Source organism: Pseudomonas sp. s4 (assembly GCF_046764235.1).
GTDB classification, from domain to species: Bacteria; Pseudomonadota; Gammaproteobacteria; order Pseudomonadales; family Pseudomonadaceae; genus Aquipseudomonas; species Aquipseudomonas asiatica.
The window spans coordinates 260,689-276,560 of the sequence record NZ_CP177209.1 but is presented as its reverse complement, the minus strand read 5'-3'; the positions used below and the strand labels follow the sequence as shown (position 1 = coordinate 276,560).

General features: G+C 62.6%; 17 protein-coding genes and 1 tRNA gene. 8 read left to right on the top strand and 10 right to left on the bottom strand.

What is annotated here, in order from left to right; all coding sequences use genetic code 11:
- Nucleotides 1–2: 2 nt before the first annotated feature.
- The 4 genes from ACK56M_RS01285 to ACK56M_RS01270 form a co-directional block, all read right to left on the bottom strand.
- On the bottom strand, nucleotides 3–1,409 hold the full coding sequence (locus tag ACK56M_RS01285) for an ABC transporter substrate-binding protein (protein ID WP_100413099.1): 1,407 nt from the start codon (nucleotides 1,407–1,409) through the stop codon (nucleotides 3–5).
- A gap of 118 nt (nucleotides 1,410–1,527) precedes the next feature.
- Entirely contained in the window at nucleotides 1,528–1,773 is a 246-nt protein-coding gene (locus ACK56M_RS01280) for a ferredoxin family protein (RefSeq protein ID WP_008096634.1), read from the bottom strand.
- Nucleotides 1,774–1,836: 63 nt separating this feature from the next.
- The gene (locus ACK56M_RS01275; RefSeq protein WP_411959220.1) at nucleotides 1,837–3,561 is read right to left on the bottom strand and encodes a fumarate reductase/succinate dehydrogenase flavoprotein subunit; all 1,725 of its coding nucleotides are present in this window, start codon (nucleotides 3,559–3,561) and stop codon (nucleotides 1,837–1,839) included.
- Complete coding sequence (locus tag ACK56M_RS01270; RefSeq protein WP_015268562.1) at nucleotides 3,558–4,307, bottom strand: GntR family transcriptional regulator; 750 nt, start codon at nucleotides 4,305–4,307, stop codon at nucleotides 3,558–3,560. Before ACK56M_RS01270 ends, ACK56M_RS01275 begins: the two co-directional genes overlap by 4 nt.
- 208 nt (nucleotides 4,308–4,515) lie before the next feature.
- On the opposite strand from ACK56M_RS01270, the gene ACK56M_RS01265 reads away from it, so the two are divergent.
- The 6 genes from ACK56M_RS01265 (at nucleotide 4,516) to ACK56M_RS01240 (ending at nucleotide 8,810) form a co-directional block, all read left to right on the top strand.
- A tRNA-Arg gene (locus ACK56M_RS01265) sits at nucleotides 4,516–4,592 on the top strand.
- A 210-nt stretch (nucleotides 4,593–4,802) separates the two neighbouring features.
- Nucleotides 4,803–5,312: a hypothetical protein gene (locus ACK56M_RS01260; RefSeq protein ID WP_003260236.1), complete on the top strand. Its 510-nt coding sequence runs from the start codon at nucleotides 4,803–4,805 to the stop codon at nucleotides 5,310–5,312.
- A gap of 11 nt (nucleotides 5,313–5,323) precedes the next feature.
- Nucleotides 5,324–5,854 (top strand): DUF5384 family protein, encoded by a 531-nt coding sequence (locus tag ACK56M_RS01255; protein WP_015268560.1) that lies wholly within the window; start codon nucleotides 5,324–5,326, stop codon nucleotides 5,852–5,854.
- Nucleotides 5,855–5,911: 57 nt separating this feature from the next.
- Nucleotides 5,912–6,235 (top strand): hypothetical protein, encoded by a 324-nt coding sequence (locus tag ACK56M_RS01250; protein ID WP_015268559.1) that lies wholly within the window; start codon nucleotides 5,912–5,914, stop codon nucleotides 6,233–6,235.
- A gap of 174 nt (nucleotides 6,236–6,409) precedes the next feature.
- The gene (locus tag ACK56M_RS01245; protein ID WP_015268558.1) at nucleotides 6,410–8,140 is read left to right on the top strand and encodes a dipeptidase; all 1,731 of its coding nucleotides are present in this window, start codon (nucleotides 6,410–6,412) and stop codon (nucleotides 8,138–8,140) included.
- Between the two features lie 232 nt (nucleotides 8,141–8,372).
- Nucleotides 8,373–8,810 carry a CBS domain-containing protein gene (locus tag ACK56M_RS01240; RefSeq protein ID WP_015268557.1) on the top strand — a complete coding sequence of 146 codons (438 nt, stop codon included), beginning with the start codon at nucleotides 8,373–8,375 and terminating at the stop codon, nucleotides 8,808–8,810.
- A 6-nt stretch (nucleotides 8,811–8,816) separates the two neighbouring features.
- Here ACK56M_RS01240 and ACK56M_RS01235 read toward each other — a convergent pair whose 3' ends face one another.
- The 3 genes from ACK56M_RS01235 to ACK56M_RS01225 all read right to left on the bottom strand — a co-directional run bounded on the left by ACK56M_RS01235 (nucleotide 8,817) and on the right by ACK56M_RS01225 (nucleotide 10,287).
- Nucleotides 8,817–9,455 (bottom strand): hypothetical protein, encoded by a 639-nt coding sequence (locus ACK56M_RS01235; protein ID WP_015268556.1) that lies wholly within the window; start codon nucleotides 9,453–9,455, stop codon nucleotides 8,817–8,819.
- A 69-nt stretch (nucleotides 9,456–9,524) separates the two neighbouring features.
- Complete coding sequence (locus tag ACK56M_RS01230) at nucleotides 9,525–9,767, bottom strand: DUF2789 domain-containing protein (protein ID WP_015268555.1); 243 nt, start codon at nucleotides 9,765–9,767, stop codon at nucleotides 9,525–9,527.
- 61 nt (nucleotides 9,768–9,828) lie between these two features.
- Nucleotides 9,829–10,287, bottom strand: coding sequence for an aminoacyl-tRNA deacylase (locus ACK56M_RS01225; protein WP_015268554.1), 459 nt, complete (start codon nucleotides 10,285–10,287; stop codon nucleotides 9,829–9,831).
- 98 nt (nucleotides 10,288–10,385) lie between these two features.
- Here ACK56M_RS01225 and ACK56M_RS01220 point away from each other — a divergent pair, with 98 nt between their 5' ends.
- Both ACK56M_RS01220 and ACK56M_RS01215 read left to right on the top strand, forming a co-directional pair.
- Nucleotides 10,386–11,732 (top strand): NfeD family protein, encoded by a 1,347-nt coding sequence (locus ACK56M_RS01220; protein WP_015268553.1) that lies wholly within the window; start codon nucleotides 10,386–10,388, stop codon nucleotides 11,730–11,732.
- A 2-nt stretch (nucleotides 11,733–11,734) separates the two neighbouring features.
- Nucleotides 11,735–12,487 (top strand): slipin family protein, encoded by a 753-nt coding sequence (locus ACK56M_RS01215; protein WP_015268552.1) that lies wholly within the window; start codon nucleotides 11,735–11,737, stop codon nucleotides 12,485–12,487.
- Between the two features lie 48 nt (nucleotides 12,488–12,535).
- Here the strand turns inward: ACK56M_RS01215 and ACK56M_RS01210 are convergent, their stop codons facing one another.
- The 3 genes from ACK56M_RS01210 to ACK56M_RS01200 all read right to left on the bottom strand — a co-directional run bounded on the left by ACK56M_RS01210 (nucleotide 12,536) and on the right by ACK56M_RS01200 (nucleotide 15,869).
- A complete protein-coding gene (locus ACK56M_RS01210) occupies nucleotides 12,536–13,168 on the bottom strand; it encodes a LysE family transporter (protein WP_015268551.1) in 633 nt (210 codons plus the stop codon).
- 203 nt (nucleotides 13,169–13,371) lie between these two features.
- Nucleotides 13,372–13,959, bottom strand: a complete 588-nt coding sequence (locus ACK56M_RS01205) for a mechanosensitive ion channel family protein (RefSeq protein ID WP_015268550.1) — start codon at nucleotides 13,957–13,959, stop codon at nucleotides 13,372–13,374.
- Complete coding sequence (locus ACK56M_RS01200; protein ID WP_015268549.1) at nucleotides 13,959–15,869, bottom strand: ATP-binding cassette domain-containing protein; 1,911 nt, start codon at nucleotides 15,867–15,869, stop codon at nucleotides 13,959–13,961. Before ACK56M_RS01200 ends, ACK56M_RS01205 begins: the two co-directional genes overlap by 1 nt.
- Nucleotides 15,870–15,872 lie beyond the last annotated feature (3 nt).

Sequence of the window (15,872 nt, the reverse complement as noted above, 5' to 3'; positions counted from 1 at the left end):
GGTCAGCGCTGGGCGACCAGCTTCTGGTTGGCGCTGACGAAGTCCAGCGCTTCACCGCCATGGGCCTTGGCATACTGCTCGGCCTGGTCCTTGAGCAGGAACGCCGCCAGTTCACCCTTGGCGTTACGCACGAACCAGGCCTGGTTCGCCAGCAACTTGATTCCGCTGTCGGCGGCCTGGGCGTAGATGGCGCGGATGTCCTTGCCCTCGTGCTCCAGCTGGGCCAAGGCGCCAAGCGCGGCCTCCGGCGAAGCGTAGTGGCGGACCTTGCCTTCGCCGCGCACCCAGATCTGTGCCAGGCGGCTGAAGTCGGTGATCGGTTTGCCTGTCAGCGCGTCATTGGCCTTGAGTGGCTGCGGATCATAGTCTTTCAGCGCCTTGTCGTAGTCCAGGCCAGCCTCCTTGAAGGCCGCACGGATGTACTGGTCGTCGATGAACTTGTCGGTGTCGAGGCCGCGGTCGGTCTTTTTAAGCAGCTTGAGCGTATCGATGGAGGTTGCGACTGCCTGACGGTATTCAGGCTTCCATGTCAGGTCGCGGGTCTGCAGGCCGAGCGGGCCGTGGAACAGGTAATTGACCTCGGCCTCGATGCCGGTGACTTTCTCGATCAACTCGCTGTACTTCTCAGGTTCCGCAGCGATCAGCCGATCGGCTTCGAGGCTGGCGCGCAGGTAGGCGGTGACCACTTCGGGGTACTTCTTCGCATAATCGGCATCGACCAAAGCGCCATGGAAGGTCGGTGCGTTGGCTTGGGCGCCGTCATAGATCTTGCGGGCGAAGCCGCGGTTGGGGAACAGTTCGGCGAACGGCACGAAGTCGGCATGGGCCTCGATGCGGTTGCTACGCAGGGCGGAACCGGCGATTTCCGGCGCCTGGGCGATGATTCGCACATCCTTCTGCGGGTCCCAGCCCTGGGCTGCTACGGCACGCAGCAGCATGCCGTGGGCGGTGGAGGCGAACGGCACGGAAATGGTCCTGCCCTTGAGTTCAGCCAGCGACTGCACGCTGGACGCCGCCGGTACGACGATGCCATTGCCGCTGCCGTGCACGCTGCCCGACAGCACGCTTATGAACAGGCTGCGCTTGCCGGCATCCAGGTGAGCAACACCGTTGAACGACCCGGGGAAGTCGGCCATTGCACCGAAGTCGAGTTTGCCAGCGACCATTTCATTGGTCAGTGGCGCACCGCTGGTGAAGTTCTTCCACTCCACCTGATACTTGGCATCTTTGTATTTGCCGTCATGCGGCAGGTACTTGTCCAGCAGGCCAAGCTCGCGTATCAGCAGGCCACCAGTGGCGCAGTTGATGGTGGTGTCCTGGGTGCCAATGGCGATGCGGATGGTTTCGGCGCTGGCATTCAGGCCAGTGAGCGCCAGCACGAGGCCGGCCACGGTTGCAACAAGGCGCATGGGTGTTTCCCCTCGAGTCGTTATAAGAGTTGGGTCGTCTCCGCCGCCCGGCTTGGGTGGTGGGAAACGAGGGGCACAGCAGGAGGGCGTCCGGTGGTGCGCCGGATGGCGGGATGAATCAGCGCAGCAGGTATGGGATGTCGACCTTCACCGCACCCGTGGGGCAGTCCTTTTCGCAGGGCATGCAGTACCAGCATTCGTCGAAGGCCATGTAGGCCTTCTGCGTGGCCGGGTTGATCGCCAGCAGGTCCATGGGGCAAACCTCCACGCAGACGGTGCAGCCTTTTTCGGCGATGCACTTGTCTTCGTCGATGGTGACGGGGGCGCTGCTGCGGAAGAAGATTTCTTGCGGCTGGTAGGCCATTTCACGGAGTCCTCGGGGCCTGCGGCCCTCGTTCTTCGAAGTGTTCACAGGACACAGCGTCGCCTAGGCTGCATCGGCCTTTACCCGCAGCTGGTCGTAGGCGGTCTGCTCTTGTGCGTCCAACGCAATCAGGTAAGGCTCGACCGCTTTCCTGAAACTGGTCATTTCACCGTTCTCGCCCTTTTTCAGATGGCAATGGCAGAACCACTCGCCATCGTTGCGCTCGGGGAAGTCCACTCGGTGGTGGTACAGCCCCCAGCGGCTTTCCTCGCGGAACAGCGAGGCCCGCGCCGCCATCTCGGCGCAATCGCGAATCACCGAAACTTCCATCGCACGCATCAGTTCATGAGGGTTGCTGGCCTTCATCTGGTCCAGGTCACGTTCGATCTCGGCAAAGCGCGCCAGGCCGATTTCCATCTTTTTGGTCACCTTCGGCGGCTGCAGGTAATCGTTGACCATGCGTCTGAGCTTGTACTCGACCTGCGCTGGCGGCAGGCCATGCTGACGCTGCAGCGGGGCAAACACCCGCGCGCGCTCGCGCTCGACCTGTTCGGCATCGACCTCGGCGAATTCGCGCCCGGTCACGTAATGCGCAGCGTTCACACCGGCAAACCAGCCATAGGTGAAGGCCCCGAGCATGTAGTTGTGCGGCACCGCTGCCATATCGCCCGCGGCATACAGCCCTTTGACGCAGGTCTCGGCCTTTTCATTGACCCACACCCCCGACGCCGAATGCCCGGAGCAGAAACCGATCTCCGAGATATGCATCTCGACCATGTGCTGGCGATAATCGGTGCCACGCCCGGCGTGGAACTGGCCACGACTGGGGCGCTCGTTGCTGTGCAAGATCTCTTCGATGTTCTGGATGGTTTCCTCGGCCAAGTGATCGAGCTTGAGGAACACCGGGCCATTGCCACCCTCGAGTTCCTGATGGAACTCCCACATCATCTGGCCGCTCCAGTAGTCGCACTCGATAAAGCGCTCACCCTTGCTGTTGGCGGTATATCCACCCAGTGGGCCGGTGACGTAGGCACAGGCCGGGCCGTTGTAGTCCTTGATCAGCGGGTTGATCTGGAAGCACTCGAGGTTGGCCAGTTCGGCACCTGCATGGTAGGCCATGGCGTAGCCATCACCGGCGTTGGTCGGGTTCTCGTAGGTGCCCATCAGATAGCCCGACGACGGCAGGCCCAGGCGCCCGGCCGCGCCGCAGGCAAGGATCACCGCCTTGGCCCGCACCACGCGAAACTCGCCGCTACGGCAATCGAAACCCAGCACACCAGCGGCCGCACCTTCACCATCGAGTAGCACACGAGTGCAGACCATACGGTTGCTGATTTCGACCCGGGCACGCTTGAGCTGACGGTACAGCACCTTTTTGATGTCGTGGCCTTCGGGCATGGGCAGCACGTAGGCGCCCATGTGGTGAACCTTTTTCACCGCGTAGTCGCCGGTCTCGTCCTTCTCGAACTTCACCCCCCAGCGGTCGAGTTGCTCGATGGTTTCAAAGCTGTGGGTAGCGTAGGCATGCACCGTGGCCTGGTTGACGATGCCGTCATTGGCCACGGTGATTTCCTTCGTGTACTGCTCGGGGGTGGCATGGCCTGGGATGATCGCGTTGTTCAGGCCATCCATGCCCATGCTGATGGCTCCGCTGCGCTTGACGTTGGCTTTGTCCAGCAGCAGCACGCGCAGGTTTTTGTCCTGCTCCTTGGCCTTGATCGCCGCCATCGGCCCGGCGGTACCGCCACCGATGACGATGATGTCGTAGTCCTGGGTCTGGATGCTCATGCCTTGCTCCCCTTCTGGCGGTCGATGCGCAGGCGGTACTGGAAAGCATCGCCGCGGTAGTAAAGGTGTTCGAAGTCCAGTGGCGTACCGTCGGCAGCATGGGTCAGGCGCTCGATGCGCATGATCGGCGAGCCTTCTTCAACATCCAGGGCCTGGGTCAGGTCGCTGTCGGCCAGCACGGCATCGATGGCCAGGTCGGCGTGGCCAAGGGCAATGCCGCAGTCGTTTTCCAGGAGCAGGAAAATGTCGCGAGTGACAAGGTCGGCCTTTTCCAGTTTTTCGCCGACGGCCTTGGGCAACCAGGTCAGCTCCAGCGACACCGGCTCGCGGTTGATCAGCCGTACTCGGCGGATCTCGGTGACCAGGCTGCCCTCCTCGACCTGCAGCCGCGCGGCCACCAATGCATTGGCTGGCACATGGCGGAAACTGCGCAGGCGGTTGATCACCTCGTAACCCATTTGCGTCATCGACTCGCCCAACCCCTGCAGGGTACTGACGTTCTGGAAAGCCTTGGGCTTGGCGACGAAGGTGCCCTTGCCGTGGATCTTGAAAATCAGCCCTTCCTTCTGCAGGTCGCCCAGCGCCTGGCGCACGGTGATGCGGCTGACGTCGAAAGCCTTGCCCAGTTCGCTTTCCGAGGGCATGCGGCTATGCGATGGATAAGTGCCGTCGAGGATGCGCTCGCGCAGCAATTCCTTGAGCTGGGTGTAAAGCGGTACCGGGGACAGGGGGAGCAGTTCGGCCATGGGGTCTCTTCGCTGATCGGATACTTGTTATAACAAGTTGTGACCAGAGAATAGAGGGCATAATAACTGCCGTGGAAATATCGATATCGCATATGGATAGATGCGTTTGTGATTGCTTCTGCCGGCCTCTTCTCGGCGAAAGGTAAAAACAGCTACAGATCAAGGCGATGGACGCCATCGGATCAGATGGGTATCATGCGTGCGCGTTGCACTCGTAGCTCAGCTGGATAGAGTACTGCCCTCCGAAGGCAGGGGTCGTGGGTTCGAATCCCGCCGAGTGCGCCATACCCCTCACAAAGCCCGCCTTGCGCGGGCTTTGTCGCTTCTGCAAGACAGTGTCGGCCTGCTCGCGTTATTTCGTTTGGCGCTTACTGAAGCCGGCTTTAGTCCTGATGGCTTTACCTGGTTGGATCCATCTGCTTAGAATAGTGGCATTATGCCTCATCCTTCAGATGGATCGTCGCAAGGTTAACCATACCCTCCAGGGAATCAGGAATGAAAATGCTGAAACACTGTCTGGCCTTGACCATCGCCGCCACCCTCGTGGGTTGCCAGGCGACCGGTGAGCAATACCAATCCGATGTGTTCGATGCCAGCCAGGTAAACACCCAGCAGGAAGCCAAGACCGTGAAAATCATCACGGTCTCGCCGACCAAGATCAAGGTCAGCAACGAGAAGAACCAGAAAGCCGCAATGATGGTGGGTGGTGTACTGGGTGCGCTGGGTGGCGCGGCGCTGGGTGCAGGCCACAACAAGGACACCGCGATCATCGGCGGCGTGGCAGGCGGTGGCGCCGGCGCACTGGCAGGGTCCCTGGTCAGCGATACCTCGCTGGTGCCCGGCGTACTGATCGGCTACTCGGAAAACGGCAAGATCTACACCTCCGCCCAGGTTGGCCGCCCGTGCGATTTCGAAGTGGGGGGCATCTCCCTGATGGTCATGACCATCTCCAACGAAACCCGCATCCAGCCAAATGCGACCTGCCCAGATCCGAAAAAGAGCTGAGGCCTGAGCACATGAAGCACATTGTTCTGGGCACCGCCCTCGCACTGTCTGCCGCCACTGCCATGGCAGGCCAGTTCGATCAGCTCTACCAGATCGAACAGCAGACCAAGCAATCCGAAGCCGCCCTGGAAACCGAACGCCTGCGCCAGGCCGCCGCCGCCGAGCAGCGCGCCGAAGCTCGCGAAGCTGCTGCCCGCCAGCAGCGCGCAGCGGCCCAACGTGCCTCCGCGCAGCGTGCCGCCGAGAAACAGCAGGCGCAAGCAGCCGAGCGCAAGCGCGTGCAGACCCGCGAAGAAGCCTACGAGGACGACCTGCGTGCGCTGGAGCTGGAAGAGCGTCGCCTGGCCCTGCAAGCGAAAAAGGCAAAGGTCGCCCGCGCCAACGACTACATCGATGCCGAACTGCGCGACAGCGCTGCACGCACCGACGTGATCCAGTCCAATGCAGACTCCGCACGCAACGTCACCTCGGGCGCCAAGTCGCTGCTCGAGGACGCCGGCAAGGCGGAAGTGAAACGCGCCGGCAGCCTGTTCGGCGAGTAACCATCCAGGTGCGGTCCCGGCCCGCAGGCCGTGACCGCCCGTTGCAGAGACAACATCATGCTACGTCTGATCATGCTGGCCACGGCCGGCCTGCTGCTGAGCGGCTGCCTGCAGGAAGAAGCCAAGTTCCCCACCGTCGACCTGCACGGTCGCCTGGTCGTCGACCAGGAAATGACCGCATCGCGTCAGGCGCAGGGCATCCAGGGCGAGTACTTCAAGCGCGTCCTCAGCGTGAATGGCCAGGACATGGCCTTCAACGACTTCGTCCAGCAATACTGCCCGGACAGCAATACCCGCAACGAAACCTGTATCAAGGCCTTCCGCATCAAGAAGATCGACGATGTCAGCGGTGCCACGAGGTTCCTGCCCAACGGGCTGTAATCACCGTTGGAAGCACTGGAAAGGCCCCGGCAACGCGCCCGGGGCTTTTTCGTTTGTGCGACATGTCGCGTTTCTGGCACTCCCGTGCCACGGGTCATTGGTGTTAGCGTGGGCGTCTTCCCGTTTCCCGACGGGTAACCCACAACAATGATTGGCGAAGGAATGCGCACAACCATGCACCTGAAAAAACTTACCGCCACCACCCTGCTGCTGGCCAGCATCGGCCTGTTCACCCAACCGGCACAGGCCAACCTTACCCAGCAGCAGTCCGCGGCCATCGTCAAAGCCTTCGACGGCAGCGACCCAAGCGACTTCAAGCAGTTCCTCGGCAAGCTCAAAGGCAGCGACCTGGCCAAGGCCGACAACCTCGCGGCAACCCTGGATGCCTACCTGGCCGGCAAGCCATTGGCCGCCGAGCAGCAGAACGAGATCAACCGCCTGCTCGGCCTGTATACCCGCATCAAGTACGGCAAGGCTGCCAGCGAAACCCTGCGTGAACTGGTGGCCATCCCCACCTTCAATGTCGAAGGCACGCCGCAGCACGAGAACCCCGAGTTCCTCAGGATCGCCGAAAAGATCAAGGCCCTGGCCGACAGCTTCGGCCTGGCTTTCCGCAATATCGACAACCGGGTGTACGAGATTTCGCTGGGCAGCGGTAAGGAAGTGGTCGGCATCCATGCCCACGCCGACGTGGTGCCGGTCAACCCGGACAACTGGAAGCTGGCCGATGGCACGCGCCTGGACCCGTTCAAGGTCACCCTGGTCGGTGACCGCATGTACGGCCGCGGCACCGAAGACGACAAGAACGGCATTGTCGTGGCGATGTACGCGCTGAAAGTGGCCAAGGACGAAAACCTGCCGCTGGCCCGCCAGTTCAAGCTGCTGATCGACACCACTGAAGAAACCAGCGGTGATGCCATCCCCTACTACTTCGAGCGCAACCCCACGCCCGACTACAACCTGGCCCTCGATGGCGGCTACCCGGTGGTCATCGCCGAGAAAGGCTACGGCACGATCATGGCCAGCTTCAGCAAGCGCCAGGCCAGTGGCAAGGGTGCCGAGATCGTCAACCTGACCGGCGGCCTGGCCACCAACCAGATCCCGACAACCTCGGTCGCGACCCTGGTCACCGACAACCCGGCGAAGCTGGCCAGCCAGCTGGAAAAAGCCGGCGCCGATTACGTGAAGCGCAATGGCGGCGACTTCAGCATCGCTGCCAAGGCCGATGGCAAGCAGGTGTTGCTCACCGTGACCGGCGTTTCCGCCCACTCTTCGGAGCCGGAGTCCGGGGTCAACCCGGTGGCGCGCATGCTTGGTTTCATCAACGGCCTGGGCAAGGATGTGCCGCTCAAGCACAACCACTTCACCGATGCCGCCCGCTATGCCGCCGACAACTGGGGCCTGGACTACCTGGGCAACAAGCTCGGCGTGGCCTTCAAGGATTCGTTCATGGGCCCGCTGACCGCCTCGCTGACCTTTGTCGGGGTGGATGAAAAAGGCCTGAAACTGGCGGTGAACCTGCGCATTCCGAAGGGCAAGCCCATTGCCAAGATCAAGGACGAACTGGCTGACAAGCTGGGCAAATGGACCCGGCAGAGCCATACCTCGGTGGCCTTCGACTACAGCCTGGACGAGCCGATGTACCGCAACCCCGAAGGCGAATGGGTCAAGGCCTTGCTGGACGTTGCCACCGAGAACCTGGGCATGAAGCACGAGTTCGGCACCTCGGCGGGTGCTACCTCGGTACACGACCTGCCTAACGGCGTGCAGTTCGGCCTGGCCATGCCGGATGTGAAGTACACCGGGCACAACGACAACGAGTTCAAGACCGTGGAGCAGTTCATGCTGGACTTGCAGGTGGTGAGCGAGATGGTGGCGCGGATCGGGCAGATGCCGAAGCTCTGAGCCAACTCTACCGGCCTCTTCGCGGCTAAAGCCGCTCCCACCTCGACCGCATCGGCCTCGAGCCAGGTGCTATCCCTGTGGGAGTGGCTTTAGCCGCGAAGAGGCCGGCACAGGCGACAACTCATGACGTTTTTCAATCGACTCGATGCCGTTTCCTGCATTGCCGTGCAGAGCGCCGTGCCGGATGCTTTATTTACTCCGAGACATCGCTTTTTCCCCAGCAGAGGCCCGTATGAAGACCGTCGAACAAATCCTCAAGACCAAGTCCCAGCATCAGACCGTGTACACCATCGGCCCGGATGACTCGGTACTCGACGCACTGAAAATGCTGGCGGAAAAAAACGTCGGTGCGCTCCCGGTGGTCGAGGCCAACCAGGTGGTGGGTATCGTCAGTGAACGGGACTATGCGCGCAAACTGGTGCTCAAGGGCCGCTCGTCCGCCGCCACCCCTGTGCGCGAGATCATGAGTGCGCCGGTGGTCACCGTGGAACCGAAGCAGAAGCTCGACTACTGCATGAACCTGATGACCGACCGCCACCTGCGCCACCTGCCGGTGGTCGACAATGGCCAGCTGCTCGGCCTGCTGTCGATCGGCGACCTGGTCAAGGAAACCATCGCCGAACAGGCCAGCCTGATCCTGCAACTGGAGCAATACATCCGCGGTGAATGAAGCACCTCAATGGTAGGCGCGCTCCAGTTCGTCCAGCTGATGGTCGAAGCTGCGCAGGCGCGCCGACCAGGTGTACACCAGCACTTCCAGATCCCGATTGAGCACGGCAGTGTTGCCATTGCCGCTGCGGGTTGGTTCGCCCAGATCCAGCTGGTAGCGTTCACGGGCCATGGCCTGGGCCACGCTGGACAGGTCGCGGGCATTGGCCAGCCAGTGGTGGTGGTGGTCATGAATTTCGCGGTCGAGCAAGCGGCACTGGCGTTTCAGGGCATCCAGGCTCTGCTCCAGCGGCGTGCCCTTGAGCTCGCCCATGACCTCTTCGAAGGTGCGCCCCGAATGCCAGTAGCTGCCCCAGAAGTAGCGGTCGAACACCGTCTCGACGCGGCGCAGCGCAACCTTGGTGTTCCAGATGGTCAGCAACGTTCGCCCCTGCACCACCTCGCGCTTGTTCAGGTGCAGTTGCTGCCAGGCGATCCAGGCCAGCGCCACCAGTGCAACCGCCACGGTGACGGCGGCAGCGGCATACAGGAAGTGCACTGCCTGGTTCATCTGTTGCGATTGCCTGATGCCGTAGAAGTAACTGGCCGTCAGGGTGCCCAGGATCGTCACGGAGCACCAGAAACCCGGTGCGTAGGGATCTTTCATCGCGCTATCCCCTTGTTGTTTTCCTGAGCATAGCAACGGCCAATCACTCGTCAGGTGCCACTCGGCGCTTTATTTTCGAGGGCGGCGCAACGCTTCGTTGAGTTGATCGAATGGCTCCGCCCAGTCGGCATCCTCATTGATGCTGTCGTTGAGAAACTCGCGCTGGGAAGCGGTCCAGAACGGCGCATCCACCAACTTGATGTCGTTCTTCAGTGGCGAGTGGCTGGCGATGAACTGATCGATGCTCACCGCATCGTCAGGCAGGCCCAGTTGTTTGAACAGCTCGGCAAAGGGATGAATCGGCGCTTCCATGGTTCCTCCTGAGAGCCAGGCAAGCCGTCCACGACGCCCGCCCGGCATTGGTGTGAAAACATCAGCACAGCTCGCGCACTTCGGCGTGCGGCACCAGTTTCATGTACTGCTCCATGCTCATGTGGATCAGGTGATCGTGGTCACCCGCTTCCAGGTAGACATCGCCCTGGCGGGTCAAGCTCGGGTCGACCAGCATTTTTATCTGGTAGGCATCGCCAAGGGCCGGTACGGCACCGCGCTCGCAGTCGCCGAACAGGCTCGGCAGGCCGCTTTCACGGGTCAGTTGCCAGGCCCCGGACATGCGCACCTTGGTCATGTCCAGATGCCGGTTGGCCGGTAGCACGGCCATGATGTAGTTGCCATGACGGTCATCGAGCATCACCGACTTGGCGACCCGCTCGGCGGGCACGCCGGCCGTACGGGCCGACTCCAGGCTGGTGGCCGAATGTGGATGGGGAATGATGTCGTAATCGCAGTTGGCCTTGTCCAGGCGATCCTGCAGGGTCTTTGCCATACGCATGATGCACCTCCGGTTTCGCCCCCCAATTTCCAATTTTAGGCCGGGTACCAGCAGGCAGGGCTAAACTTGTGCAATAGAGGCAAACGAGGTGACGACAGGTGATCGCCCGCTGCTGGCGCTGGCTGTTGCTGGTGTTGCTGCTTGGCATTACGCCAGGCGGTCAGGCAGCGCCTGGTGCAGTCTGGGTGCTGGGTGTCGATGACGCCATCGGCCCTGCCAGCGCAGACTACCTGGTGCGCAGCCTCGACCAGGCCAAGGCACAGGGTGCACAACTGGTGGTTATCCGCATGGACACCCCGGGCGGGCTGGACAGCGCCATGCGCCAGATGATCAAGGCGATTCTCGCCAGCCCAGTGCCGGTCGCAACCTTCGTCGCCCCCAGCGGAGCCCGCGCCGCCAGCGCCGGCACTTATATCCTCTATGCCAGCCATGTCGCGGCCATGGCGCCCGGTACCAACCTGGGGGCCGCAACCCCCGTGCAGGTCGGTGCTCCGCCAGGCACGCCCAAGGATGACAAGGCCAAAGGCAGCGATGACGATACCCTCGCGCGCAAGCAGGTCAACGATGCGGCGGCCTACATCCGTGGCCTGGCGCAGCTGCGCGGGCGCAATGCCGACTGGGCGGAGAAGGCCGTGCGCGAGGCGGTCAGCCTGTCCGCCAGCGAGGCCTTGAGGCTTGACGTTATCGACCTGATGGCCGATGACCTGCGTGACCTGCTGCACAAGCTCGATGGCAAAACGCTCACTGTCGCTGGCCAGCCCCTGCAACTGCAGACCGCCGGCGCCAACCTGGTCGAGCACCTGCCGGACTGGCGCACACGGGTGTTGGCGGTCATCACCAACCCCAGCGTGGCGCTGATTCTGATCATGATCGGTGTGTACGGCCTGCTGTTCGAATTCATGAACCCCGGCTCGACGGTCGGCGGCGTGGTAGGCGGTATATGCCTGCTGCTGGCGCTATATGCCCTGCAGCTGTTGCCGGTGAGCTTCGCCGGGGTGGCGCTGATATTGCTCGGCATCGCCTTCATGATCGCCGAAGCCTTCCTGCCCAGTTTCGGCGTGGTCGGCTTTGGCGGCATTGTCGCCTTCGTGGTCGGCGCGCTGATCCTGATCGACACCGATGCCCCTGGCTTCGGTATCCCGCTGGCCCTGATCGGCATCCTGGCGGTGCTCTCGGCGCTGCTGATCGGCGGTGTGCTGGGCATGGCGCTCAAGGCCCGCCGACGGGCGCTGGTCAGCGGTGACGCCGGCCTGGTCGGCAGCCTGGTCACCGTCACACAGGTGATGGCGGGCAACCCGTTCTGTGGCTTTGTGCTGGCCCAGGGCGAGCAATGGCAAGCGCAGTGTGCAACGCCACTGCAAGCGGGCCAGAACGTGCGGGTGACCGCGCGCCATGGCGTCATGCTGGAAGTGAGCGCCGCCGCGCCCGCGGCGCAAGGAGAATGACCATGTTCATGCAATTGGGCTTCGGCGCGGTGCTGATCGTGCTGGCGATGCTGTTGCTGTCGGCGTTCCGCATCCTGCGCGAATACGAGCGCGGCGTGGTGTTCCAACTGGGGCGCTTCTGGCAGGTGAAGGGGCCGGGGCTGATCCTGCTGATCCCGGTAATCCAGCAAATGGTGCGGGTGGACCTGCGCACCGTGGTGCTGGATGTACCACCTCAGGATGTGATCACCCGCGACAACGTCTCGGTCAAGGTCAACGCCGTGCTCTACTTCCGAGTGCTCGACCCGCAGAAGGCGATCATCCAGGTCGAGGATTTCCTCGTGGCGACCAGCCAGCTGGCCCAGACCACGCTGCGCGCGGTGCTCGGCAAGCACGAACTGGATGAACTGTTGGCCGAACGCGAGCAACTGAACTCGGACATTCGTCAGGTGCTTGATGCACAGACCGATGCCTGGGGTATCAAGGTGGCCAACGTCGAGATCAAGCACGTCGATCTCAACGAATCGATGGTGCGCGCCATTGCCCGCCAGGCCGAGGCCGAGCGTGAACGTCGGGCCAAGGTGATCCATGCCGAAGGTGAGTTGCAGGCGTCGGAGAAGTTGATGCAGGCGGCGCAGATGCTGAGCAAGGAGCCAGGGGCGATGCAGTTGCGCTACATGCAGACGCTGGGGACGATTGCCGGGGACAAGAGCTCGACCATCGTCTTTCCGCTGCCGGTGGATTTGCTCAAGGGGTTGGTGGACAAGCAGAAATAGAGGTGGCCCATTCGCGGGCAAGCCCGCGAATGGCCTACATACGGTCTGTCAGACTGGCGCGCGACGCAGAGTCGCCAGGAAGGTGGCCGCGCCAATGAACAACCCGGCGAAAGTCCGGTTCAAACGCTTCTGCTGTTTGGGCGTACGCAGCAAGCGCAACACCCGCGCAGCCAACCCGGTATACCCCGCCATCACCAGCATATCCACGGCGACCATGGTCACGGTGATCGCCACATACTGGGGCAACAGCGGTTCATGCGGATTGATGAACTGCGGCAGCACCGCCAGCATGAACACCAGCGCCTTGGGGTTGCTGACGTTGACCAGGAAACCACGGAACACCAGGCTCAGCGGTTTGCCGATCGGACGCACGGCGGATTCATCGCTCATGTCCAAGGGCAGCGCACGCCACTGTTTGTAGGCCAGGTAGACAAGGTAGGCGACACCGAACCATTTGATTATCTGGAACGCCGTGGCCGAGGCAGCCAGAACAGCACCGACGCCGGCGGCGATGATGGCGATCTGCAGGATCAGGCCCAGTTGCAGGCCCAGGGCGTTCCAGTAACCACGCCAGAAACCGTATTGCAGGCCACTGGACATCGAGGCAATCGCCCCGGCGCCGGGTGAAAGGCTGATCACCCAACAGGCGGCAAAGAAGCCCAACCACACTTCCATCGACATCACACACCTCGCTCGGACATATGTTGCAAAACGTTAAGCTAAGGTGTTGGTGAAAAAATAACCAGTAAATTTTGCAGGATTTACTCCGTCAGTACCGGCCTCTTCGCGGGCTTGCCCGCTCCCACAGGTATTGCGCTGCTCTCAAAGGCTATGGATTTCCTGTGGGAGCGGGCAAGCCCGCGAAGAGGGCCGTACAGGATTAATCAATCCACCTCGGCGGACGACTCTTTGTGCATGGACTGCACCTCAGCCCCGCGCCAGCGCCGTACTGACTTCTGGAAGAACTGGCTATTGGGCACCTGCACCAGCGCCCCGCCCGCCTCGGGCATTTCCATCAGCGTGGTGAACAGCAGGTTGATGGCAATCACCCGGCCCTTGACGCCCGGCTTGTCGAGGGTGTCGACCAGTTCGACCACATCACCAATACGAAACGGCCCGACGGTGAAGATCAGCACCGCGCACAGCAGGTTGGACAGCACGCTCCACATGGCGAAGAAAGCCACTGCTGCCACCGCGACGAAGCCGGACAGTGCTGTCCACAGTACCGTCGCCGATACACCCAGGCGCTCCAGCACGAACAGCAACGCGCTGCCCATGATCAGCCAGCGCAGGCCACCACGCACCGGCACCAGCAGCTCCGGCGGCAACGGGTAACGCTGGCTCAGGCGGCTCAGCCCGCGTGCAACGATGCGCTGCAGGACGAAGGCCACTACCAGGATCAACAGTATCTGCAAGCCCAGCCAGAAGGTGTCCATCCATTGCCCTGGCAGCAGCGAACGCAGTTCCTCCATCAGGACAGCGCCTCGAGCTCGGCCTGCATGCTTTCGAGGGTTTCCAGCGCTTCCATCCAGGCCTCTTCCAGTTCGCCTTCGCGCTGCTTCAGCTTGGTCTGGCGCGCCAGCAGGTCACGCAACTCGTCCTTGCGCGACGCGTCGTAGAGGCCACCATCACCCAGCGCGGTCTCGATCTCGGCCAGTTGCGCGTGCACCTGGTTGAGCTCGGCTTCCAGCTTGTCGGCAGCCTTCTTGTGCGGGGCCAGTTGCTGACGCAAGGCTGCGGCAGCCTGGCGTTGGGCCTTCTTGTCGGTCTTGTCCGGGTTGACCGGGGTGGTACTGGCCGGCGCGCTGCGCTGGCGGTACTCGACCAGCCAGCGGCTGTAGTCGTCCAGGTCACCATCGAAGATGTCGACCTTGCCGTCGGCCACCAGCAGGAAGTCGTCGGTGGTGCTCTTGAGCAGGTGACGGTCGTGCGACACCACCACCACGGCACCGGCAAACTCCTGCAGGGCCATGGTCAGCGCCAGGCGCATTTCCAGGTCGAGGTGGTTGGTCGGTTCGTCGAGCAGCAGCAGGTTCGGTCGCTCCCAGGCGATCAGGGCCAACGCCAGGCGGGCCTTCTCACCACCGGAGAAGTTCACCACCGGCTCGTCGACGCGATCGCCATGGAAGTCGAAGCCGCCCAGGAAGTCGCGCAGGGTCTGCTCACGCTCGGTGGGAGCAATGCGCTGCAGGTGCAGCAGCGGGCTGGCCTTGTCGTCCAGAGAGTCCAGCTGGTGCTGGGCGAAGTAGCCCACGGCCAGGTTCTCACCCCGCACCAGGCGGCCCGATAGTGGCTCGAGCTCGCCAGCGAGGTTCTTGATCAGGGTCGACTTGCCAGCGCCGTTGGGGCCGAGCAGGCCAATGCGCGCACCGGGGGTGAGCTGCAGCTTGACCTTGTCGAGGATCGCCTTGTCACCGTAGCCCAGGCGGCCTTCGGACAGGCTCAGCAGCGGGCTGGAGATTTTCTGCGACTCGCGGAAAACGAAGTCGAACGGCGAATCGACATGCGCCGCCGATAGCTCCTCCATGCGCTCCAGGGCCTTGATCCGGCTCTGTGCCTGGCGGGCCTTGGTGGCCTGGGCCTTGAAGCGGGCAATGTACTTTTCCATGTGCGCACGCTGGGCCTGCTGTTTCTCGTAGGCCTGCTGCTGTTGCGCCAGGCGCTCGGCCCGGGTGCGCTCGAAGGCAGTGTAGCCGCCCTTGTACAGGTTCAGCTTGCGCTGCTCGACGTGCAGCACATGGTCGACCACGGCATCGAGGAAGTCGCGGTCGTGGGAGATCAGCAACAACGTGCCGGGGTAGCCCTTGAGCCAGTCCTCCAGCCACAGGATAGCGTCCAGGTCCAGGTGGTTGGTGGGCTCGTCGAGCAGCAGCAGGTCGGAGGGGCACATCAGGGCCTGGGCCAGGTTCAGGCGCATCCGCCAGCCACCGGAGAAGTCGCCGACGCGGCGGTCCATCTGTTCGTTGGTGAAACCAAGGCCGGCCAGCAACTTGCGTGCGCGGGCGTCGGCGGTATAGCCGTCGGCGCTATCCAGCTCAATGTGCAGGCGCGCCAGGGCGGTACCGTCGTGGGCCTGCTCGGCCGCAGCGAGTTCGGCCTGGACCTTGCGCAGGCGCACGTCACCGTCGAGCACATAGTCCACGGCCAGGCGGTCGAGGGTATCGACCTCCTGGCGCATGTGGGCGATGCGCCAGTCACCGGGCAGCTGGCAATCGCCGGCATCGGGCGACAGCTCACCGCGCAGCAAGGCGAACAGGCTGGATTTTCCGGCGCCGTTGGCGCCGATCAGGCCGGCCTTGTGACCGGTGTGCAGGGTCATCTCGGCGCCTTCTAGCAAGCGCTGCGGACCACGCTGTAAAGTGAGGTTGGATAGTCTGATCATGAT